This window comes from Stenomitos rutilans, from assembly GCF_059505485.1.
Genome location: NZ_JCACKR010000159.1, coordinates 89489 through 111929, shown reverse-complemented (window position 1 = coordinate 111929; position 22441 = coordinate 89489). Strand labels below are relative to the sequence as shown.

18 protein-coding genes are annotated in these 22441 nt (G+C 49.0%); 14 read left to right on the top strand and 4 right to left on the bottom strand.

Features of this window, described 5'->3' with window-relative positions; all coding sequences use genetic code 11:
* Nucleotides 1-295: 295 nt before the first annotated feature.
* A complete protein-coding gene (gene dacB, locus AC5JLP_RS31920) occupies nt 296-1750 on the top strand; it encodes a D-alanyl-D-alanine carboxypeptidase/D-alanyl-D-alanine endopeptidase (RefSeq protein WP_496071895.1) in 1455 nt (484 codons plus the stop codon).
* 70 nt (nt 1751-1820) lie between these two features.
* Here dacB and AC5JLP_RS31915 read toward each other — a convergent pair whose 3' ends face one another.
* Nucleotides 1821-2504, bottom strand: coding sequence for an SDR family oxidoreductase (locus AC5JLP_RS31915; RefSeq protein ID WP_496071894.1), 684 nt, complete (start codon nt 2502-2504; stop codon nt 1821-1823).
* Nucleotides 2505-2707: 203 nt separating this feature from the next.
* Nucleotides 2708-3136 (bottom strand): pentapeptide repeat-containing protein, encoded by a 429-nt coding sequence (locus AC5JLP_RS31910; RefSeq protein WP_496071893.1) that lies wholly within the window; start codon nt 3134-3136, stop codon nt 2708-2710.
* A gap of 324 nt (nt 3137-3460) precedes the next feature.
* On the opposite strand from AC5JLP_RS31910, the gene AC5JLP_RS31905 reads away from it, so the two are divergent.
* The 4 genes from AC5JLP_RS31905 to AC5JLP_RS31890 all read left to right on the top strand — a co-directional run bounded on the left by AC5JLP_RS31905 (nt 3461) and on the right by AC5JLP_RS31890 (nt 8549).
* Nucleotides 3461-3715 (top strand): hypothetical protein, encoded by a 255-nt coding sequence (locus AC5JLP_RS31905; RefSeq protein ID WP_496071892.1) that lies wholly within the window; start codon nt 3461-3463, stop codon nt 3713-3715.
* Between the two features lie 320 nt (nt 3716-4035).
* Nucleotides 4036-5307 (top strand): HlyD family secretion protein, encoded by a 1272-nt coding sequence (locus AC5JLP_RS31900; RefSeq protein WP_496071891.1) that lies wholly within the window; start codon nt 4036-4038, stop codon nt 5305-5307.
* Nucleotides 5308-5512: 205 nt separating this feature from the next.
* On the top strand, nt 5513-7588 hold the full coding sequence (locus tag AC5JLP_RS31895; RefSeq protein WP_496071890.1) for a glycosyltransferase: 2076 nt from the start codon (nt 5513-5515) through the stop codon (nt 7586-7588).
* 70 nt (nt 7589-7658) lie between these two features.
* Nucleotides 7659-8549 carry a polysaccharide lyase gene (locus AC5JLP_RS31890; protein WP_496071889.1) on the top strand — a complete coding sequence of 297 codons (891 nt, stop codon included), beginning with the start codon at nt 7659-7661 and terminating at the stop codon, nt 8547-8549.
* An 84-nt stretch (nt 8550-8633) separates the two neighbouring features.
* Here AC5JLP_RS31890 and AC5JLP_RS31885 read toward each other — a convergent pair whose 3' ends face one another.
* Nucleotides 8634-8855: a CU044_2847 family protein gene (locus tag AC5JLP_RS31885; RefSeq protein ID WP_496071888.1), complete on the bottom strand. Its 222-nt coding sequence runs from the start codon at nt 8853-8855 to the stop codon at nt 8634-8636.
* Here AC5JLP_RS31885 and AC5JLP_RS31880 point away from each other — a divergent pair.
* Nucleotides 8850-9395, top strand: a complete 546-nt coding sequence (locus AC5JLP_RS31880; RefSeq protein WP_496071887.1) for a transposase family protein — start codon at nt 8850-8852, stop codon at nt 9393-9395. The genes AC5JLP_RS31885 and AC5JLP_RS31880 overlap by 6 nt on opposite strands.
* A 452-nt stretch (nt 9396-9847) precedes the next feature.
* Entirely contained in the window at nt 9848-10591 is a 744-nt protein-coding gene (yidD, locus tag AC5JLP_RS31875; protein ID WP_496071886.1) for a membrane protein insertion efficiency factor YidD, read from the top strand.
* Nucleotides 10592-10650: 59 nt separating this feature from the next.
* Here yidD and AC5JLP_RS31870 read toward each other — a convergent pair whose 3' ends face one another.
* On the bottom strand, nt 10651-10821 hold the full coding sequence (locus AC5JLP_RS31870) for a hypothetical protein (RefSeq protein ID WP_496071885.1): 171 nt from the start codon (nt 10819-10821) through the stop codon (nt 10651-10653).
* Between the two features lie 211 nt (nt 10822-11032).
* On the opposite strand from AC5JLP_RS31870, the gene AC5JLP_RS31865 reads away from it, so the two are divergent.
* The 7 genes from AC5JLP_RS31865 to AC5JLP_RS31835 all read left to right on the top strand — a co-directional run bounded on the left by AC5JLP_RS31865 (nt 11033) and on the right by AC5JLP_RS31835 (nt 22432).
* Nucleotides 11033-11164: a hypothetical protein gene (locus AC5JLP_RS31865; protein ID WP_496071884.1), complete on the top strand. Its 132-nt coding sequence runs from the start codon at nt 11033-11035 to the stop codon at nt 11162-11164.
* 127 nt (nt 11165-11291) lie between these two features.
* A complete protein-coding gene (locus AC5JLP_RS31860; RefSeq protein ID WP_496071883.1) occupies nt 11292-11591 on the top strand; it encodes a ferredoxin in 300 nt (99 codons plus the stop codon).
* Between the two features lie 512 nt (nt 11592-12103).
* Complete coding sequence (locus AC5JLP_RS31855) at nt 12104-14833, top strand: putative Ig domain-containing protein (protein ID WP_496071882.1); 2730 nt, start codon at nt 12104-12106, stop codon at nt 14831-14833.
* A 257-nt stretch (nt 14834-15090) separates the two neighbouring features.
* Nucleotides 15091-15852 (top strand): SDR family oxidoreductase, encoded by a 762-nt coding sequence (locus AC5JLP_RS31850; RefSeq protein ID WP_496071881.1) that lies wholly within the window; start codon nt 15091-15093, stop codon nt 15850-15852.
* A gap of 304 nt (nt 15853-16156) precedes the next feature.
* Complete coding sequence (locus tag AC5JLP_RS31845; RefSeq protein ID WP_496071880.1) at nt 16157-19072, top strand: right-handed parallel beta-helix repeat-containing protein; 2916 nt, start codon at nt 16157-16159, stop codon at nt 19070-19072.
* Nucleotides 19073-19148: 76 nt separating this feature from the next.
* Entirely contained in the window at nt 19149-21107 is a 1959-nt protein-coding gene (locus AC5JLP_RS31840; RefSeq protein WP_496071879.1) for an MASE1 domain-containing protein, read from the top strand.
* A 572-nt stretch (nt 21108-21679) separates the two neighbouring features.
* A complete protein-coding gene (locus AC5JLP_RS31835; protein WP_496071878.1) occupies nt 21680-22432 on the top strand; it encodes a peptidylprolyl isomerase in 753 nt (250 codons plus the stop codon).
* Nucleotides 22433-22441: the final 9 nt, after the last annotated feature.

Below are 22441 nucleotides of genomic sequence, written 5' to 3'. Positions count from 1 at the left end.
TAACTTGGCTATACGAGCATTCCATTTCCGCTCTGGAATATCCTCTACCGCCAGAGAGAAAGCGTACTATTCGTTTAGACAGGTATTTTTGGAACTTTCGCTTCAACCGATCGCTCAAAGAAGGCAACAGGAAAGCGTAGACTGCAACATAACAATGATTGTGGTTGCCTCCCCAAAACGTGCTTCTCACCCTATTGGCTGTCGATCGATGAAATTTGAACCCTCTGTTAGACGCTTCAAGCTACTTGTTACGGCTTCAATCTCGCTTGTGCCTATCATGCCAGTACAGACAAGCATGGCTCACAGCCCGACAGCAACACCTTTAAATACCAACGCTTTTGTGCAAGCAACGTCTTTAGCGCAAGCCTCCGCAGGCACCCTTTGTCCAGCGCAGATAGGCAGCGCCATCGATCGTATCACTCAGCGAAAAGCGTTGGCTGGTGTCCGTTGGGGCATCGTGGTTCAAACGCTGGCTAATCCTGCGAACCGCAAAACACTGATTGCTCGTAACGCGACGACACTGCTTGCCCCTGCTTCCAACAACAAGCTATTGACCACCGCCGCTGTACTGAACGCACTGGGAGCAACATACCGCTTTCGTACGGCTGTATATGGCGATAGCCCCCAGCCCAATCTGGTTACCTTGCGCGTTATTGGACATGGCGATCCTAGCCTCACCACTGCCCAACTCACCACCCTTGCCCAACAGATTCGCCAGAAAGGGGTACAGCAAGTAGAGCAACTCATTGGGGACGATACTTACTTTCGCGGTGCTGCCGTTAACCCCAACTGGGATACAGATGATACGCTCCAGGGGTATGGTGCGCCTGTGAATAGCTTGATGCTGAACCAGAATGGTATTGGACTTACGCTGTTTCCCCAACGAGTGGGACAACCACTACGAGTGCAGTGGGATGATCCAACAGACGCGGCTAGCTGGAGCCTTCGGAATCAGTCCGTGACGGTTTCTGCCAATGGTGGCGAGTATGTGGATGCGGTACGCACGGCACAGCGGATCATTCAAGTCAGCGGACAATTGCGGGTTGGGTCAGAATCGGAGCCGATCGCAGTCTCTATCCCCAACCCTGGCAACTATTTGATCGACAAATTCCGCACCGTGCTTATCAATGCCAATATCCTCATTCAGCGTGCGACCGTCGTTAAAACTACTCCTGCCCCATCCGGCCTGGTGGAACTTGCTGCCATAGAATCAGCTCCTCTGGCGCAACTGCTCATTGAAACCAACCGCGAAAGCAACAATACGTATGCCGAAGCACTGCTGAAAACCCTGGGAGCCACACAAACGGCCATTAGCCAGGATGCGACGACTAGTGGTATTGCGGCTGTAAAAGCCACACTCACACCCTTGGGTGTCAATGCCGCAGGCTATCGCATGGTTGATGGCTCTGGTTTGGCAAGCCGCGATCGTGCCACCCCCAAAGCGTTGGTGCAAACGCTCCAAGCAATGGCTCAATCTCCAAACGCACAGGTTTTTCGTGATTCGTTAGCGGTAGCAGGTATCAACGGGACGCTCAAAAAGCGCTTTCGCAATACGGCGGCGCAAGGCAAATTGCAAGGCAAAACAGGCACGATTGCGGGTGTAGTTGCGTTGTCGGGCTACCTCACGCCACCCAATCATCCCGATCTGGCACTGAGCATGCTTGCAAACTACTCAGGAGCTTCAACAGCATCGGTCAGAAGTGCGGTAGATGAAATGGTGCTGGTGCTGACGCGGCTGCGATCGTGTTAAGACGGCTATTTGACCTTGTTTCGTCGAGTGGCGCTCTTACAAAAGGCTTTTGTAAGGCTGGTATTACTTTTCAGTTCGGCACCGTCAACGGCTGTCCATTATTTTCTGGCTTTAGACTCAGTAAGAACAGAATCGCCTTGACTGTCCAATCTTTGAGCGCTGTAAAGTTGGCGGCATCATCGCCATAGCAGATTTCCAGCATCTCGGTATGCACAATGCCAGGGCTAAGTGGAATCGCCGCCATGCTTGATGGAAGTTCTTGAGCCAGAGCGCGGGTCAATCCTTCGATCGCCCACTTCGAGGCACAGTAGGAAGCGACATTGGGTGAGGTCGATCGACCCCAGCCAGAACTCAAATTCACAATGATGCCGTTCTGCTGCGCAATCATGGCTGGCACAAAATGGCGAATGACGTTTGCGACCCCTTTGATGTTGATGTCAATCAGCGCTGAGAAGTCTGCGGAGGGCACTTTCCACAAGGGAGCCAGGGCGTTAATGATAGCCGCGTTGTTAATCAGCAAATCTGGCGGCGGATAGTCTTTGAGCAATTGGTTTGCCCAAGCCTGTACCTGTACCTCATCTGATACATCAACCGTTTCAAACGCATGGGGTGAACCAAACTGTCGGCGTAATTCCGTCATTGACTCTGCTGATCGCGCACAGCCCAACACAGTATGTCCCTTTGCTGCAAGGCCTTGTGTCAGCGCCAGCCCTAGGCCACGACTCACGCCGGTAATTACAATCAGTTTTGACATTCCTTCTCCAGGGGGTCGCTAATCAGGGCGTAGGGATTCAGTAAGATTGCAAATGAACCGCAGAGGTGTAGAGAACGCAAAGAATGATCTCTGTAGCCTCTGCGATCGAGCAAGCGTCAGACAACTTGTTTAATTTACGATCCTACGTGCATCGTATAAGCTTACAGCCCATAATCAACCACTAAAAACGCCACAAAAACGGTTCAGTCTCCACCAACGCTGATGTCACTGCCTTCTACCAGGGCACCTGTAATATCAACTCCATTCATTTGGGCACCTGTGGTTTCGGCATTGCTGACATTGGCATTCTTCAAATTGGCATTCTTAAGGTTTGCCAAATTTAAACTCACATTGCTGGCAAACGCTCCCGCCAGGTTGGCGTTTTGCAAATTAGCGCTGGTAAGATCAGCCCCTTCGAGATTGGCAGCCGTCAAATTTGCTCCTTGCAGGTTGGCTTTTCTTAAATCAGCACCCACTAGATAAGCGGCTGGCAAGTTTGCTCCTGAAAGGTCGCAGCCAACGCACGATCGTGTTTCCAGCAACTGCTTGACGTGGCTAGGGTTTTCAGCGCGCACCGGAGCTGCGATCGCCACAGCAGCCATAAGAAAAAAGGTAGAAAAAAGCTTGTTCATTGTTTGCCTCCTAAAAGCTGAAGCGTCCATTGACGACTACACGATTGATGCGACCAAAAACGGAATCGGGTCAAATTCAGTGGGTAGAGTCAACGGGCCAGACTTGATCGGTAAAAAGTGAAACTCGAAGAAAAGGACAACACAGGGTACACATTTGTACGGGAAAGACACTCGCTTGGACGACTCTATAAGCAACTCTAAATCAAGCAAAGTTAATACAGAACAATCGAGAAACCCCTTGCACTGTAGCTTTAGCACTCTAACGTTGACGCTGTAGCACGCGTTGCGTTACTCACGCATTCTCCTAACGCATAATGTGAGTTTATGCACCGTACAATCATGCCAGTACAGGGGGTAATCGTCCTCTTACCAGAGAATGAATTGATACTAAATGCTTGGATCGGTTATGAGAAAATTGTGACAGGGCGATCGCGCTTCTTACCGTTTTGGGTTGCTACTAGTCATGATTCTGGAGCAGTTTTGCCAAACGCTACAGCACTTAAACCTACAGGGGTAGAATACTATCTCGCGAAGTTAATCGAAGGCTACAAGTCCTGGCCTGCCTGCAAAAAACTATAGTCCGTCCTTTTCCAGAGACGAACAATCCCGTTATGATTTGAGACCAATGGCTTCTCAGTAATACTACAGACCCTCACTATAATCTTCGTTGCTTTCTGCTACATGAACTCGCCACTATTACGCGTTGAACGAATATATTTTTCTGAGCCTTTATTTTTACTTTATGAAGGTTTTATGAGAAATTCATAAATACAGTGGTTTCCAACGTTTAAGCTTGGCTGCAAGAGTCATTTAACAGCAATTTCACACAGATTGTTGCAGCATTTATCCCTTTGCAAATCTGTACTTCTGTATACTTCTCGACACGGAGAACGTGGTGAATGCTAGAAATTCCTGCCAAACCAGTTCATTCTGATCAATCGATCGGAGTACCTTTTGAGGCTGATCCGAAGCTCTCCCAGCAGCGCCGTTTGTTTCTAACACTTGCAGCCGTTTCTTTAGGTGCTACAGCGATTGCGTTTGGGCTTTCTTCGATTGGGTATCGTTTAACGCACTTAACCATTGATAATGGTCTCATTAATGCTCGGGCGGTGCGGCTTCAAGCGCCAATTAACGGCACCATTAAAGATTTCTATGCACAGCCAGGAGTGGTGGTTAAGCAAGGGCAAATGCTGGCTCGTATTGCGCCCACGCCTCAAGAAGATCAGCAAGTTTTAGAGCTTCAAGGTGAGATTAATGCGATTGCCACTCAATTGGCTGCAAGTCAGCAATCGCTGGCTCTGCTACAACAGCAACTCAACGGGATAGAGACTCAGGATCAATCGATTCAGGGTGCCAATATTGAGCTGGCAAGCAACGATATTCGTCGCTATCAAGCAGCAGTGGACGAAGCAAAAGCAAAAGCTCAGTCGGCCCGCCTAGATTATCAACGCAACCGTCAATTGGTGGAAGAAGGCGCGATCGCTCAACAAAAAGTTGACCAATTAAAAGCGGTCTGGCAGTCTAGCGAAGCTGAGATCAGACAAGCACAGGCTGATTTAGATTCTGCTCGTACATCTCACACGGTGTTGAAAGAGGGGACGGCACTTAAGGCCTCCGATCGCTTATTGAGTCAGCGGGTTAACTTAGCACAGGCCATTCAAGCTCAGTTGGCACAAATCAAAACGCTAGGAGCACACCTGGCGACGAAAAAAAGCCTCCTGGCCCAAGCTCAAGCTCCCTACACAGCTCGAAAGGATATGGCGATAGTGGCCCCGTTTAGTGGAGTGATTTATCGCACCGAGCAGGAGCAGGGTGAACAGGTTAATCGCCCCAGCAACTTGTTGACCATGCTGGATTGCAACGAGCTTTGGGTGGAAACGCTCGTGAGTGTAGAGCAGGCAAACCGCATCGATCGACAGCAGCCAGTGCGGGTTCAATTGCTGGGTGATCCAAAGACTCTAACAGGAGACGTCGATCTCATTGAATCTGTTAGCAATATTGAAACGATCAAACAACAAACTCAGGCCATTACACCAGCCACCCCATCTTATTTGATGGATCAACCGCTGGTACGGGTCACAGTTAAGATTCCACCATCGCAACAGCAGGCCCAGGCACACCGATTTTGCGGAGTCGGTCAGTCTGCAAGCCTCACTTTTGGCACGCGCTAAAGAGGGCTTAGGTCGAGTTTTGTGGGTGCCTATTCTCATCATGTCGATCGAGCGATCGCACGTGTTTGAGCATTGATTCTATCTTTTGAATTGCAAGAGTGATGGTCTGTCTATGTCCAGCGCAAGCGCTTCCTCCCCGAAAAGAACGCTAAATTCTCAATTAAATTGGTTCGCGTGTTTAACCATCACAGTCTTTGGCTTTGCCTTGTTGTATCTCTCTCACAGTTCAAAGCACATTGCCGTTTGGGATGTCTTTGCACTCGTTAGCCTGGGTATCGTCGGTACCTGGCGCTGGAGTCTTTTTCTCCTTCGAGGGATTCGCTCTCGCCTGTATTTAAACTGGACGTTTCCGCGCTGGCGACGCCAAGCCAATGCTGTGGCGGTAGAAGAACTCCCGCCTGTATGCTTACTGGTGCCAACGTATAAGGAGAAGCCCTGGATTACAGAGCGCGTTTTTCGAGCGATCGCGTGCGAAGCCAAAACGCTGGTTCAGCCAATTATTCTGCTGACCAACAGCAGTAGTGATGAAGAAAATGCGTTTATCCGTCAAGTGTTGGAAACTGAAGACCCGGAGTTGCGATCAATCCAACTGATCCAGATGGTGCAACACGATGGCAAACGCCAAGCGATGGCAGATGGATTACGCGCGTTAGCTCGCCACAATCTTCCGGCGGATACCGTGATTGCGTTGATGGATGGTGATTCAGAATTAGCTCCTGGGGTGCTACGTCAGTGTTTACCGTTCTTTCGGTTGTTTCCTCGCTTAGGAGCACTCACGACCGATGAACTGCCCGTGGTGAAAGATTCTTACCTATTTTCTGAATGGTTTCAGATGCGGTTTGCCCAACGGCACCAGCAAATGTGTGCCGATTCGCTGTCCAGTAAGGTGATGTGTTTAACCGGACGCTTTTCACTGTTTCGGTCAGAGGCCGTGTTACAACGATCCTTCTGTGAGCAGTTAGAGAACGATAGCCTGGATGATTGGCTGTGGGGGCGTTTTAAGTTTCTGTCTGGCGATGATAAAAGTACCTGGTTTTGGCTGCTGCGTCATGGCTACGACATGCTCTACATCCCTGATGCACTGGTGTATTCCATTGAGACGCTGTCAGGATCAGCCGTTGATCGGGCCTACGAAAACATGCGGCGCTGGTATGGCAATATGCTCCGCAACAACAGTCGCGCGATCGCGCTTGGTCCCAAAGTTACAGGTTACTACCTCTGGTATGGCTTACTCGATCAGCGCATTAGTATTTGGACATCGCTCATTAGCCCTAGCTGTTTACTCCTATCTCTCCTTCAAGGTCATTTCATTGCGGCGGGCATTATTGCTTCGTGGATTCTGTTTAGCCGCTCTTTTATGCTGCTGCTGATTTTTCAGGGCAGAGCGGCTGATCCAAAACCGATCCATCTACCCATTTTGTTGGTCACGCAATGGAGTTCATCGTTGGTCAAAATTTGGACTCAGATGAATCTGGCGAAACAACGCTGGGCAAATCGGGATAACCAAAGTATTTCGGCTGAAGGAACGGGCAGAGAACGCGTTGCAAAACTGGGAATTTCTCGCTTTCTGCTGGTGAGTCAGGTGTTTAGTTTTGCGATCTTTCTTTTGTGGTTAAATGGCATCCTCAATCCATTGTGGGATCTAGAAGGACTACACCTGAAATTTACAACGGCGCAACAACCTGTAGTACAGGAGATTGAAGCCCTCGACCAGGGCATCGTGCCCAGTGATGGCAAAGATGATTCCACCGCTCTACAGGCATTAATCGATCGCCAACCCATTGATCAAACAATTCAAATTAATCTACCGATCGGTGAATTGGATTTGTTTAAGCCGATTAGTATCGAGCGCAGCCACATCCGCCTTAAAGGACAGGGTGTGAATCGAACCATCCTGCAAGCTCAATTTGATCCCACTGCTGACACAGCCATGCTGATGGTTTCGTCGCTAAAAGCTGCTCAGACAGAGCTAATTGCAAATGCACAAGCGGCAACAACCACTGAACAAAAACCTGTTCAAGACATTCAAATTAGCGGCTTTACATTGCGCTATAGCCCATCCAAACCAGACTTGCCTAACCAGTCGATCAATGGCTTAGTCTTAGACAATGTGGCTCAAGCAACGGTTAGCAACCTTCATTTAGAACAAGGCATTCGCTATCCTTTTGTGCTGACGCGATCGCGTGACGTGACTACCCAATATGTAACAGCAGTAGATGATGTTGATCGGAGCAAGATTGTCATGAATGGTGAACTCGATCGCGAGACTATTGCGAAGTAGTCATGCTGCTTAAGGAGGCATCGCTGTTCAATTTCAACCTCTTTTGCAACTTTATCTCCTTGCATAAGTCATGAAGTTTAGCCTTATTGATGCTGGTCTATGGCTCTTTGCGTTGCTCAGTTCTACCCAAGTTGTGAGTGGCTGTAGCCAGCTAAATTCAATTGCAGCGATTGAAAATGTTCAGCCATCATCGCGGTCGGAGTCTCGTGACATAGCCAGGGCAAGCGATCGTGTGGCGGCTGGAAAACGACTGTGGGCAGGAGACTTTTCTGGCTCTCGTTGGCAATCGCAATGGCATATCCGCAAGCAAGGTGACTGGGGATGGCAAAATACAACGATTATTGCTGATCCTCAATTTTCACGCGCCTTGAGAGTGCGCTATCCAGCCGGATCTGCCAGCCCAGCGGTTAGTCGTAAAACGGGCGCACCTGCAGGTGGAGCGCAATTTTACACCAAACTACCGTTTGCGCCACAAGACTCTTTACGGCTGAGCTATTATGTGCGCTTCTCTAACAATTTCAACTTTGTGAAAGGTGGAAAACTACCAGGTTTTTTTGGCGGCACTGAAACCAGCGGTGGACGCACGCCAGACGGTACTAACGGCTTTTCGACTCGGTTTATGTGGCGCAAAAAGGGACAAGGGGAAGTGTATGCCTATTTACCCACTAGCTCTAAGTATGGAACCTCGATCGGTCGTGGCAACTGGATCTTTACACCGGGCACCTGGCACCATTTAGAACAACAAGTTGACCTGAACCAGCCTGAACAGAGCAATGGTCGCGTTCAAGTTTGGCTAGATGGTCAAAAAGTCTTAGATCAAAACAAACTGCAATTTCGGACAACTGAAACGCTCAAGATTGAAGGCGTTTTCTTCTCCACATTTTTTGGTGGGAACGATCGATCGTGGGCAACTCCCAAAGACGTCACGGTTGATTTCGCCAACTTCTCGGTTACACAGTAGCCGTTTGGAAGGACATTGTTTTGGGTTACGGATGTCACACACGTTATATCCCTTGCCACGCTCACAAACGGACATTAGCACCTTTCAAAGCTGGTTTTCTTTGCTCGGAAACGTGCACTTGACTAGAACTTCAAGATTACAATCGGTAGAACCTTCCGTAATGTAGGGAATGCCCGTTTTAACGCCGATCTTCAAGCCAAACTTCAGGCTGACTTCCTCTACGTTGGCATCGCCCAAATCTTTAAAGGCATTGAGCGCATACAGGGTGTAGCCCCGAATCATGTTCTGTGCTATGAGTGGATGCATCGTCTCCAACCGCTGCTGGAGCAAACCCTGGGTGAGAAGCTGGTGTTGCCAGAGCGGAAGCTCGCTAGCCTTGAAGCGTTCTTGGAGCGCTTTCCAGGGGTAAAACGCGTGATGATTGATGGCACCGAACGACCCATCGCCCGTCCTCAAGATTCGGCAGCGCAGCAAGCCAACTACTCAGGCAAAAAGAAACGCCATACCCGCAGACATCTCGCAGCTGTCGACGAAACCAAACGCGTGTTGGTACTGAGTAAAGCACGGGAAGGCAAGTTGCATGACAAACGGTTTCATGATGAAGATGATATTGCTGGCAGTGTGCCAGACGAGATGCCGATTGAAGTTGATTTAGGCTTTTTAGGTTTGCAAAGAGAGTATGACAACATCCATCTACCCCACAAAAAACCGAGAGGCGGAGCGTTGAGTGACCGACAAAAGCAAGAGAATCGCACCTTGAGCCAATTACGAGTCGTTTGTGAAAACGCCTTTGCGGGAGTCAAGCGCTACAACGCCGTCAGTATGATTTATCGCAGATGCCGCTGAGCGATCGAATGTTTCAGCCCGTCATCAACGATCGCTTGCAAATAGACAACACATTCGCTGCTACTGAGAAAACACAGATAGCAACGCAGTGAGTATGGGAAAACTCAAGTAGAAGACTGTAATCACGCCTTAGTTCAGTGAAGTAAATTCAACAGGGCTTACGCAAATTCTCTAAAGTCAGCCCCCGACCCCAATTTATAGCCTTAGCGGGCATACAAGTAAGGGGGAGCAAGCACTCAAAGTCTCCCAGAATTGGAGGCTTAAAGCCCTTTGAGCATACAAGAAAAGTGGCTGCGTAAGTCTTATTTAATAAAGAGTCCTGAGCTTACTTTATGTAACTCAGATAGAAGTGCCGTAGACGAAACAATAGAAATTTCAAGATGCGCTTAACTAATCACAACTGTAAATGACAGCACGCAACTCTAAATCCAGCTTCAAAACCCTCTCCATCCATGCAAACGACTCAAATTTCGCAACGACAATCGCCTCATTCGCTAGACCTTTTGACCCGTCAAACGGCTTCTACATTCATTAGCATTTATCAAAAACAAATCTCTCCCCGCAAAGGGTTCTCCTGTGCATACCGTGTGCTGCATCGCAGCGAATCTTGCTCGCAGTACACTAAGCGCGTTATTTCTGAGTTTGGTATTGGTCAGGCGATCCCTCTGATTCGGCAGCGCTTCCAAGCGTGTAAAGCTGCCAATCAAACGCTAAAAGCGCAGGGTTGCCGTTTCACTAAACAACAAGAGACCGCTACAATGTCACCCGCGATCGCTCTCCAAGACACCCAATCGACTGAGTTGGTAAGCCAACCGTGGAGCGCAATTGAAGACGTGCCACTTGATGAACCAATCGAACCACCCGATGAGAACGCTAACCCTGACGGAGAGCGATCGCAGCAAAAGGGGAGAAGCATTGGCGGCGGCGGTTTTAGAAAGCCACCTGTTGCCAACAGTGCTGACTCTACAGGTACAACCAATCAAAACAACAGCTCTGATTGGAACTGCGACTCTATTAACTGTACTAGCTTAGGTTGTGACACGATCGATTGCGCTAGCACCGACTGTAGTGGGATGGACTGCGGGGTTAGTGATTGGCAGGGCTTGGACTGTAATGGGCTAGATTGCAACGGAGCCGATTGCGGCAACCTCGATTGCGGTAGTTGCGATGTCGGTAGCTGTGATTGCAGTGCCTAGAGCGATTAACGGAGAGTAGGAATTGGGCAAGGTGTGTAGAGGAGCTAACCTCATTCCTTTTAACCGATCGCCGCTTCTCCCTGTTTATAAAACGCATGGGCATAATCTGTCCATACGCCGCCTTTGGTAGCGGAAACAGCTTGTGCACCGCAGCAGGTTGTACAGTCATGCTTTGTGGTAGTGAGACGTTTTTGTGAGAGGTGTCTGCTCTGGCTCGGAGGGGATTGCACGAGCAAATTGAGCGTTTAGCGGAAGTGCGCGCTGAGTTGATTCATGGGGGTCAGCACTAGGACTTACGCAGTTACCTCCTTTTCTTGTATGCCCAAAGGGCTTTAAGCTCCCACGTCTGGGGGACTTTGAGTGCTTGCTCCCCCAATTTGAGGGTTGGGGCCAGTTTTGCGAGACTTTGCGTAAGTCTTAAGTGAGCAGGTGGATAGGTAGATGAGTACCCTTGCTGAACGGCGCGTTGACGCATTCACCCATCCCCTCCCTACCTGTCACGTTGATCTTGACGAGCCACTAGATTGCTTTACTCGTGGTCACTACACAAAAGGGCATAAGCCGATCGACTAAACGAATAGGCAGGGCTTTACCCATAGACTCATTGCTACTGGTACACCATTCAAGGCAGACTACATAAGCGATCCCACGATCGCGCTTTCAACTACAGATCAATTCATATCAATCTAAGGATTACGACATGGCCACTTATCAAGTCAGACTCGTCAATGAAGCAGAAGGCTTAGACACCACTATTGACGTGCCTGACGACCAATATATTCTTGATGCTGCCGAAGACAACGGCCTGGATCTTCCCTACTCTTGCCGTGCAGGTGCGTGTTCATCCTGCAATGGCAAATTGCTAGAAGGTACCGTTGACCAGTCCGATCAGTCATTTTTAGACGATGACCAGATCGCGGCAGGCAACGTACTCACCTGCTATGCCTATCCCACATCAAACTGCACCATCCAAACACACGCAGAAGATGCACTCCTTTAGGCATTAGCATTACGGGTATTGACGTTGTACAGTCAGCGTCAACAATGAAAGGGAAAGTCACCTGTGGCTTTCTCTTTCGTATTTAGCAGCATCGCTGACGGAGATCGCAATTCGCACTCAAGTGCGGTACAACTTTGCAGCAGAAGGCAGGAGGCAAAAGGCAGGAGGTCAATCTGTCTTAGGGCTTACGCATTTGCCCCAAACCCCAAATGCTGGTGCTAGGGGCTTTAATTGGCTCGGTTCCTCCAGCATTGGGGGCTAAGGGGCGAAAGACGACCGCTTTTGCGTAAGTCCTATGTCTAATGCAGAGGTAAAGATGGAGTGGCATGAGGAAAATCATCTTTGCGTTCGGCAATGCCTGGAGTAGACAACCGAAAAACCGTCTAGCGGACTGAACGGCGATTCTGTCTATCGTATACACTGGCGGACATATTTTATACGCATTGGGTGCGCTCCACTAAGCTTGTAACTGGGCTAATCATAAGCAAAGCAATACATTTGGAGAAGCACACATGTCTATTATTACAGTTAATAATATCAACGATAGTGGTACTGGTTCTCTCAGAGATGCGATCGCCCGTGCTCAGTCAGGTGACACCATTCAATTTTCATCCCGTCTGGCAAATCAAACCATTCGGCTCACCAGTGGTCAGCTCAGCATTCCTAACAACAAAGATTTGATCATTGATGGAGCGTCTGCAACCGGGTTAACGATCAGCGGCAATAATGCTTCGCGCATTTTCTATGTCAACTCTACGTATGTCAGTCAAACAAGTTTAACAGTCAAAAATTTAACGTTAACCAACGGATTTACTGCCGATCAGGGTGGAGCAATTTTTACTACTCACCAGGCAGTTCTGTCGATCGAAAATGTGACCTTCAGAAACAATGTTGCTAACAACGGTGGAGGCGCAATTTTTAGTGCCTATGAGGGCAAATTAACCGTTACGGGCAGCAAGTTTGAGGGAAACAAGGCAACAGTAGGAAATAACGAACGAGGGGCAGGCGCGATCGCGTTTCTTGGTCCGGGACCTTTGACGGTTCGCAATAGCGAATTTGTTGGTAATCACGGCATTAATGGTGGTGCAATTAACAGCCTCCAGGGCAAATTGACCATTGAAAATTCCCGATTCATCAACAATGACACCACAGCTGCACGATTTGATACCGGGAAACCGAATTCCTTTTTAAGAGGCTACGGAGGTGCCATTTACACCGATCGCGCCAGTTCCCGTAGCGAATCATCTGGAACAATTCGGATTACCAACAGCATCTTTGAAGGAAACCGGGGCAGAGCTGAGGGAGGCGCTGCCTATCTCTATACGGGAACTCAGGATAACGTTGCGTTTCAATCCAACCTGTTTCGCAACAATGAAATCATGGGGTTGCCCGGCGGCAATAGCGGCAATGGCGGTGGGGTCGTGGTACTGAGCAATGGCTCCAACCGAGGGTTAACCATCCAAAGCACCACCTTCGCCAACAATATTGCCAGCGGGCAGGGTGGTGGACTATGGACGTATGACACTCCAACCACCATCACCAATAGCACCTTTTCGGGAAATCGAGTCACGGGCACTGGCTCCAGCAACGTGGGCGGTGGCATGACGCTTTACAACGCTCCAGTCAATATTGTGAACTCGACGATCGCCAACAACTTTGCAGGCTGGGTTGGCGGCGGCATTAGTGCCAATAACCGCAGCAGCGTCAGTGTAAAGAACACTCTCTTCTACAACAACACTGCCGCGAATGGCGGCAATCCCTGGAATATTCAGCAACACACCAATGGGCAATTGACCGATCTGGGCGGTAACCTGCAATATCCTCCCGGCAATGGCAGCACCAATAACGCAACCGCTAACATCACCATTGCAGATCCCAAACTGGGAGCATTGCAGTTGATTAATGGCTCCTGGGTTCATCCTCTACTCACAGGAAGTCCTGCCATTAACGCTGGTGTTTCGGGGGCACCTGCCACAGACGAAACTGGCAAAACTCGTGATGCTCGATCCGACATCGGATCGGTTGAATTTGGTGGGAATACGTTGCCCACGCTATCGATTAACGATGTGACGTTGACAGAAGGTAACACGGGTAGGTCAAATGCAACCTTCACCGTCTCCCTTTCTGCCGCCAGCACTCAACCTGTGCGTGTTAACTACGCCACTGCTAACGGCACCGCGACTGCCGGGATGGACTACACTGCCCACTCTGGAAGCTTAACGTTTAATCCCGGTCAACTCACCCAAACGATTACCATTCCAGTTACGGGTGACACTTCAGTAGAAGCCAATGAAACCTTTGTGGTCAACCTGAGTAGTCCCACCAATGCAACTATCCGGGATACTCAAGGTGTCGCAACCATTCGTAATGATGATGGTCTCGCCAACGTTGCGCCCGTTGTTAACAGTGCCATTCCTAACCAAGCAGTCGATGAATTTAGCACATTCCGCTATACGGTTCCCGCAAACACATTTACCGATGCAAACGGTGACTCACTCACCCTCAATGCAACGTTAACAGGTGGTGAGACTCTACCGAGTTGGCTTATCTTTAATGCATCGACTCGTACCTTTAGTGGCAGTCCTACTGGTGCCAATGTCGGAGTCGTTTCTATTGACTTAACCGCCCGTGATGGTAGGGGGGGTAGCGCGAAGGATACGTTTACTTTAACAGTGAGAGATTTGCCTACAGGGGTGCTGAATGGCACGTCTCGATCGGAAACTCTTGTGGGTAAATCTACCTCCAATCAAATTCGAGGGTTGGGTGGACATGACCTGATTACAGGCGGCGTTGGCGCGGATCAGTTGTGGGGTGACGATGGGAACGATCGCCTCTGGGGGCATGCTGGAAACGACACGCTTTACGGCGATAGTGGTAACGACCAACTCTGGGGTAATGCTGGAAACGACACGCTTTACGGTGGCGTGGGGGATGACCAACTGTTTGGTGATGCTGGCGCTGATTGGCTTGATGGCGGTAGTGGCAATGATGTGCTGACAGGGGGTGCTGGTGCCGATACGTTTGCCCTAGCGCGCGGACAAGGCATCAAAATCATTCGTGATTTTGAGGTCGGTACCGACACAATTGCTTTAGGCAGTGGCTTTAACCTCAGTGAGGCGCTGCTGCAACAACGAGGAAGCCAAACCTGGGTAATCGACAACTCGCTGCATCAGGTTGTTGCGAAGTTGGATGGCGTGAATGCATCTCTGCTGCAAGAGAAAGTATCGACGGCTTTCGTTTAGCCATCAGCGACTTCAGATTGACAGTTAGCAAACCTAAAGAGTCGTTTGGAGGGGTGTCATCTCTCCAAACGACTTGATGCAATCCTGCGCGAGCGTAAATAATTCACAAAATATTCACATTTTTCAGATTAAATGATAAGGATTTGTACCTTTTGCCGTAGTTCAAATTGGACAATTAGTGGCACAAAGGCAGGCTTCAGTTTAGCTTCAACAACACTGCTTCAAAGATTCATACCTCTGATCCCAGGGAGAGCGATATGTCAAATGGTTTGAGTGGAAAAGTTGCCATCATTACAGGTGCATCTGCCAATTTGGGTAAGCTATTTGCAGAAGCCCTTGCAGCCGATGGTGCGAAAGTTGTGATTCATTACAACAGTGCAGCCAAGCAAGATGAAGCAGAGCAAGTGGCTCAAGCTATCGTTGAAAAAGGCGGTAAAGCGATCACCTATCAAGCTGATTTAACCCAAACAAGCAATATCAAAAGGCTAGTTGATGCAACGTTTGAAATCTTTGGCCAGTGGGACATTCTTGTCAATACCGCAGGCATGATTGTACGCAAGCCGATCGCTGAGTTTTCAGAGGATGAATTTGACCAACTCTTCAAAATTAATGCGAAAATACCCTTTTTCTTAATGCGCGAAGCTAGCACACGCATGGCAGATCAAGGGCGTATCATCAACATGATTACGACCGTTGTTGCAGTTACCGCGCCAACATACGGTGGCTACGCTGGCAGCAAAAGTCCCGTTGAGCACTTCACAAAATCACTTGCAAAGGAGATTGGTCATCGCGGTATTACTGTGAATTGTGTGGCTCCGGGGCCATTAAAGACATCCTTTTTCTATCCTGCTGAAACCGATGAGAATATTGCCTGGCTAAAAAGCATGAGTATCAATGGTGACATTGGTGAACCAGCAGACATTGTTCCCCTGGTACGCTTTCTTGCCTCTCCAGACGCAAAGTGGATCACAGCGCAAACCATTTATGCTAATGGTGGTCTGGTCGCTACTGCTAGCTGAACGTTGAGAAGTCCGCATCAACATATGTCCACAGCCTTTGATCTTTAAAACCTTTTGAAACGCAAGAGTTTATTCGGTATAGGCGTTATTTCTAATACCTGTTCTTAATTTGACGAAGGCGCTTTAAATCAATTCAAGACCTCTTTAGATCTAATCTTTATAGGTCATTTTATCGTCTTTGTTAAACTCAATTTATAAACAAAATCAACAAGTAAAGAAATCAAAAATATCCGGGTGAGAATGCATTCAGAGCGATTGAGCTATTAATAGCTTCGTATGAAGATCACAGCTCTTCTCTAAATGTATGTCTGCAAAAAAGCTCACCCGTGTAACTGTTTGTGCGGCGGGTCTACTGTTGGCGGAATTTGTTTCAACCAACGCAGCACAGGCCAGTGATCAATCCGTTGAATTCGGTGATGATGCAGCCCCAATCACTTCAGAAACCAGCCACCAGTCCCTCTCTACTCACAAAGTAGTATCGACTCAGCCAGCCCAACTCAGCCATCCAGAGCAATTCAATCAAATTGCATCGCGCCTAAACGAGTCTCATAGCATTAAGCGAACCCTGATCGCGTCCAGACCCCATGACGTCATTTCATCATTATCCAGGCCGGAAACAATTCCGGTGCACGTCGAAGAACCGATCGCTGTAAGCCAACCAGTCACAATCGCCCAACAAGTCGCGTCACCAACTGCGATCGCGCAGCCCGAAACAGTATCACAGCCGATTGCCTCAACAGGTAATGTAACGGTACCAGTCCCAACAGGTAATGTAACGGTGCCAGTCCGAGCCGCTGCTTTAACTGTTTCAACTCGTGCCAGCGATTTAGCGCCATTACCGGCATCCACGATCGTGCCCGCCCTTCCCGCTGTTGCTCAAACGCCTTCAACGGCATTAGCGGCTTCGCCACCCAACATTTTGCCGCGCGTAGGGGCATCCTTCACAGCTGGTGATGGAGTGGGTGTTTCTAATTCGTTTGGCAGTTTGAATGGCTTTGTTCCCATCAAGCAGACGCCGGGACGCAGCATTACGTTTGTGGAAGGGCAACTATCACTTTCGACAGAAGGTGCAAATCCAAGCGCTAATTTAGTTGTGGGACACCGTTTTTTTGATGCTAAGAGCGATCGTATTTATGGCGGTTATTTAGCGTTTGACCATCGTAATACGGGCAACAATGGTTTTAACCAGATTGGGTTAGGCCTAGAAACCTTGGGCAACACCTGGGATGCACGGGCAAACGTTTATTTACCCATTGGGGATACACGTCAACTGGCAGCAGAAAGCATTAGTAACACGGTCACTGCAACCTCAAACCCCTTCTTTCAGAGCAATTTTTTAGCGATTAACCGCACCATTCAACAGCAAATTACCCAGCGCTATGAAGCGGCGGGTACTGGGTTTGATGTGGAAGCGGGTGGCAAAATTGCCAGGTTAGGGCGATCGGGCGATCTGCGTGGCTACGGTGGTTTGTATTACTTCAGTTTGCCGGGTGGCGACAACACAGTGGGCCTCCGTGCGCGATTGGAAGCGCGACCCACCGATACCCTTCAGCTTGGACTGACGCTTTCCAATGACAACACCTTTGGTACCAATGTTGCGTTCACTGTGGGCATCACGTTCCCTCAAAGCCGTCCTCGTCGAGATGAATTGAAAGCGCCACTCTTGGCACGGCTAGGCGACTCGGTAAGCCGAAACGCCAATATTGTGATTGATACTCAAACGGAGTCCCAAGCTTCGACGATTCAAGACACGACGCTTGTGACTAATCCAGCAACAGGGCAACCCTGGCAGTTCCGGCACGTCAATTTAGGCATTGGTACGGGTAATGGCACGTTTGAACAACCCACTGGCACTGTTGCGGAGGCTTTAGCAGTCGCTCAATCCAATGATATTGTGTATGTTCAATCAGGAACCAATCCGGGTATTCCTGCGTTCTCCATTCCTGATGATGTGCAGGTCCTTTCAACTGGGCCTGTGCAGCGAATAGATACAGTAGAGCTAGGCAATTTGCAACTGCCACTGTCTGGTGCAGGTGTGTTGCCCACCGTGCAAGGAACGGTCACGCTAGGGAACCGTACAACGCTCTCTGGTTTTACGATCGGCACCGCAAGTGGTCCTGGCATTACAGGAAACAACATCAACACGGTGACTGTCCGCGATAACGTGATCGCCAATACAGCTGCTCAAGGCATTTTGCTGAATAACGTCCAGGGTACCGTTACGGTGCAAGATAACTCCATTCGGCAGGCTGGGGGAGAGGGCTTCTCACTCGCCAATGACCAGGGGCAGGTGGATCTGTTGCTAACGCGCAACCAGATTGAAAATAATGGAGCAACGGCAACAGAGGGCGATGGTGTGAAGCTGGCACTCAGCAATGGTGCAATGGGGAATTTCACCATTACCAATAACACGATCGCTAACAATAGTGGGACGAGTGGCCTTGCTGATGGCCTCGATGTCAAACTCTTTGATACAGCCAGCGGCACGTTTAACTTAGCTAACAACACCATTACGGGCAATCAGTTGAATGGGGTGGCGATCGATCTAGAAGCGACAACTCAGAGCACCTTTAACCTGTCTGGTAACACGTTGTCTAGCAACCAGTCTTCTGGTATCGCCACGCTCCTCTCCAATGACGCTACGAGTACGTTTAATTTGGATAGCAACACGATCGCCAACAATCAACTAAAAGGAGCGCAGTTTGTGTTGAGCGATCGGGCTAATGGAACGGTCAATCTTACCAATAGCACCATCACTGGCAATCAAGATGATGGTGTCTTCCTGCAAACCTCTGACCAGGCAAAGCTAACGGCACAACTGCTTAACAGCGCCATCACCAACAATACTAATTACGGCCTCTTCACGACTGCCAATGGTACGTCTCAACTGCGGCTTCTAACGAACTCAATCACCGTTACGGGCAATGGGTTTGCGGGTATTTCAATTAACACCGATGGGAGTGCCAGTAGCGCAGCGTCTCTGCGATCGAATACCATCACAGGCAACACGTTAGGCGATGTGGAATCATTTACAAACGCATCCGGTGCCACTGCTTGTTTGAAACCCCTGAATAATACCATTGGCACCCTCTCACTGGATGACAGCTTCGGCGGGCCAATTTCTGTAGAAAGCGGTACTTTATCAACCAATACGATCACAACCAGTAATTTGACGTTCTGGTCAGGCACAACCGTATCAACTGATACATGCGGGTTGTAATTTTTTGCAGAAGTTATAAAAGGATTCAGAAAGGGCACGTTGAATGTGAAATGACTTCACTTAAGCAAACAAACCCATGCCTCTTCCAAAGTTTAACGGACCAAAGTTTAACGGGCATGCTTGGAGTGTGCGTTTAGGAGGCAATCTCACCCTTGCCCTCATGTACTACATCCTGGCTGATCTGTCCCGGACGCTTGCTTCAACACCCAAATCTGTCACCCCTGTGTGGCCTCCTGATGGTCTTGCGGTGGCAGCCACGTTAATCTATGGCAACTGGCTATTACCAGGTGTCTGTTTAGGCTCTTTCTTGGCCAATGTTGGCGCTTTTTGGAATCCCCAAGGGTGGCTACCGTTTCTAACTTCGTTACTGGGTGTTGTTGGGATTGCGGTTGGTACAACGTTAGGAACCTGGCTGGGAGTCTGGCTGTTGCGTCGAGCCGTGCGGCAGCGCTACCCGCTCAACCGCGTCAACGATAGCATCAAATTTTTGACCTATGCAGGGTTGATTGGCCCTATTGTCAACGCTACGGTAGGCGTAGCGATGCTGGGTCTCACTCAAAAAGTGCCCTGGGCTGCCTATCAAAGTGTTTGGCTCACCTGGTGGATTTCTAACGTGGCTGGGATCTTTATTCTCACCCCTGTGTTGTTAAGCTGGCACCATTGGTTTCAGTCCAATCAAGCCTCTGTAGTAGGGCAACCCTTGCCATTTCAAATTGGTCGTTGGTTCGCGTTATCACAAGAGAAGGCGTTAGAAGCGTTAGTTTTAGGTGGATTCATTTTTGCGATCGGTAAAGCGGCCTTCTGGGGCAACCAACCCTTTGCGTATATGCTGGTGCCCCTGTTAACGTGGGCAGCTTTCCGCTTTGGGCAACCAGGCGCAACTCTTGCCATGTTCTTGATTGCGGCGATCGCCATTTTAGGCACGGTGAGAGGACTGGGCACATTTGCGGGTGCTGACCTCAATTACTCTTTAATGGGGCTGCAATCGTTTATTGCCGTCGTGGTATTTACCACCCTGACACTGGTGGCAGTTTTATCAGAACGCTTGCAGGCAGAGGCAAAGCTCAGGCTGGCTTTTTCAGAATTGCAGCAGTCCAACGAAACACTGGAACAGCGTACAGAAGAATTGGCGGGAAAAAATCAGCAGCTTGAGCAAACGCTGGAAGAACTCGGACGCACCCAGGCGCAGATGATTCAAAGCGAAAAAATGTCGGCCTTGGGAAATTTGGTAGCAGGTGTTGCTCACGAAATCAACAACCCGGTTGGTTTTTTGAAGGGGAATATTCGACCCGCACTCACGTATATCGACGATCTGTTTGGCTTAATCGATCGTTATCAGCAGGAGTATCCTCATCCCAGCGCTTCAATCAAAGCCGAAATGGAAGACATTGATTTAGCGTTTTTGCGGGAAGACTTACCTAAGTTGATGGGTTCAATGACCGAAGGAGTTGAGCGGATTCAAGATATTAGCACCAGCCTTCGCACCTTTTCTCGTACTGATACGGATCACCCCACCACGTACAACCTGCATGATGGTATTGATAGCACGCTCTTAATTCTTAAGCATCGCTTGAAAGCGAATGAATTTCGTCCCGAAATTGCCGTGCTCAAAGAGTACGGTGCCTTGCCACTGGTGGAGTGTTACGCAGGGCAAATCAATCAAGTATTGACCAATATTTTATCGAATGCCATTGATGCCTTGGATGAAGTTGCCACTCAACGCACGCAGGCAGAGTCAAAAAAGAATCCTGGTCAAATCACCATCACGACTGCCATCATGGAGAAAAAGTGGGTGCAGATTACGATCGCTGATAATGGTATCGGCATACCTGAGTCGATTCAAGCGCAGATTTTCAAGCCATTCTTCACTACAAAGCCAGTGGGTGCAGGCACAGGTATGGGCATGTCGATTAGCCATCAAATTGTGGTAGAAAAACATGGTGGAGACTTGCAATGCGTTTCAACTGATGGGACTGGCGCTAAATTTATCATTCAATTGCCAGTGCAACAAGCTGTGCCAGTCAGTAATCTCTAAAGGTTTGGGCAAGCAACGCAATTGATGCAACCGCTTCAGCCGATTTCATGTGCATGCACCACACCGGATACCTCATACCCGTCTTTACAAGACCTTGATTTACCAGATTGGAAACCGCCATAAAGTAAAGAAGCCATAAGTTCTGCGGCGATCGCCTTACATTCACAAAATATTCACAGTGATCCGTTGTTATAGTGAAAGGTGTATTTTACCAAGTCTACCCACTCATTTATACGCTCATGCTCGTCGTAAGCCAGTGTGAGTAAGGGTTGCAACACTGCATTCTACCCGCCTTAACCGATCGCTTGGAGCATTCAGAGCTTCAACTCGGTACGTCACAAGCCGACAAAACCATCTACCCATTTGATCGTTGTTTTTAGCGTTTAGAGCGACGTGCGATCGCAACGCTTCAATGTTGAGCTTTTAAGTTCTAAGCAGACCTAAACAGGATGACTTAACGCGGCAAGTGCTGTGCTGATGAATTCGTCAATGTGCTGCTTTCAGTAAACGTCTTTAAATCGCTGCTGTACAACCAGTAGTGTCACCATACTCAGCGTCAGTGTTGCTCTATCATGACCAATGAGCTTCAAATTGGTAAGCAAACAATCACAGGTTCAGATATTTTGCCTCTGCTGTCGAATTACCTCTTGCTACCGTCATTAAAGCGAGAAGTCTTGATTGATCAGGCGATCGCAGACATTGAATGTACGCCGGAAGAGCTTAACAGCGCCTACCAGCAATTCTGTCAACGCTATCAGATTTCTTCAGAGGCCAGTTTGCAGACGTGGATGACGCATTACAGTATTACATCTCAGCAGTTGAAAACGGTCGTTGCGCGCTATGCAAAAATCGAAAAATTTAAGCAAGTGGCTTGGGGACAGACGCTCGAAGCTTATTTTTTCAATCGCAAGGGGCAGTTTGACAAAGTCATCTACTCCCTCCTACGCGTTCAAGATGCTGGCGCGGCACAAGAGTTTTACTTTCGCATTCAGGCGGGTGAACAATCCTTTAGTGAGTTAGCGCGCGAGCATTCTCAAGGTCCCGAATCACGAACAGGCGGAGTTGTTGGCCCCCTTACCGTAAGCGCCCTTCATCCGACAATGGCAAAAATACTGTCGCGGAGCCAACCCGGTCAACTCCGTACCCCGACTCAAATCGATCAATGGTTTGTGCTTTTGCGTCTAGAGAAATTTATGCCAGCAGAGCTAGATGAATCCATGCGCTACCGTTTATTGAACGAGCAATTTGATCAATGGCTTGAGAACCAACTGCAAACCCTCAGTGCTCCTGTCAACACTTCAACTGCTCCTGCGACTGCCTACTGACTTTCCACC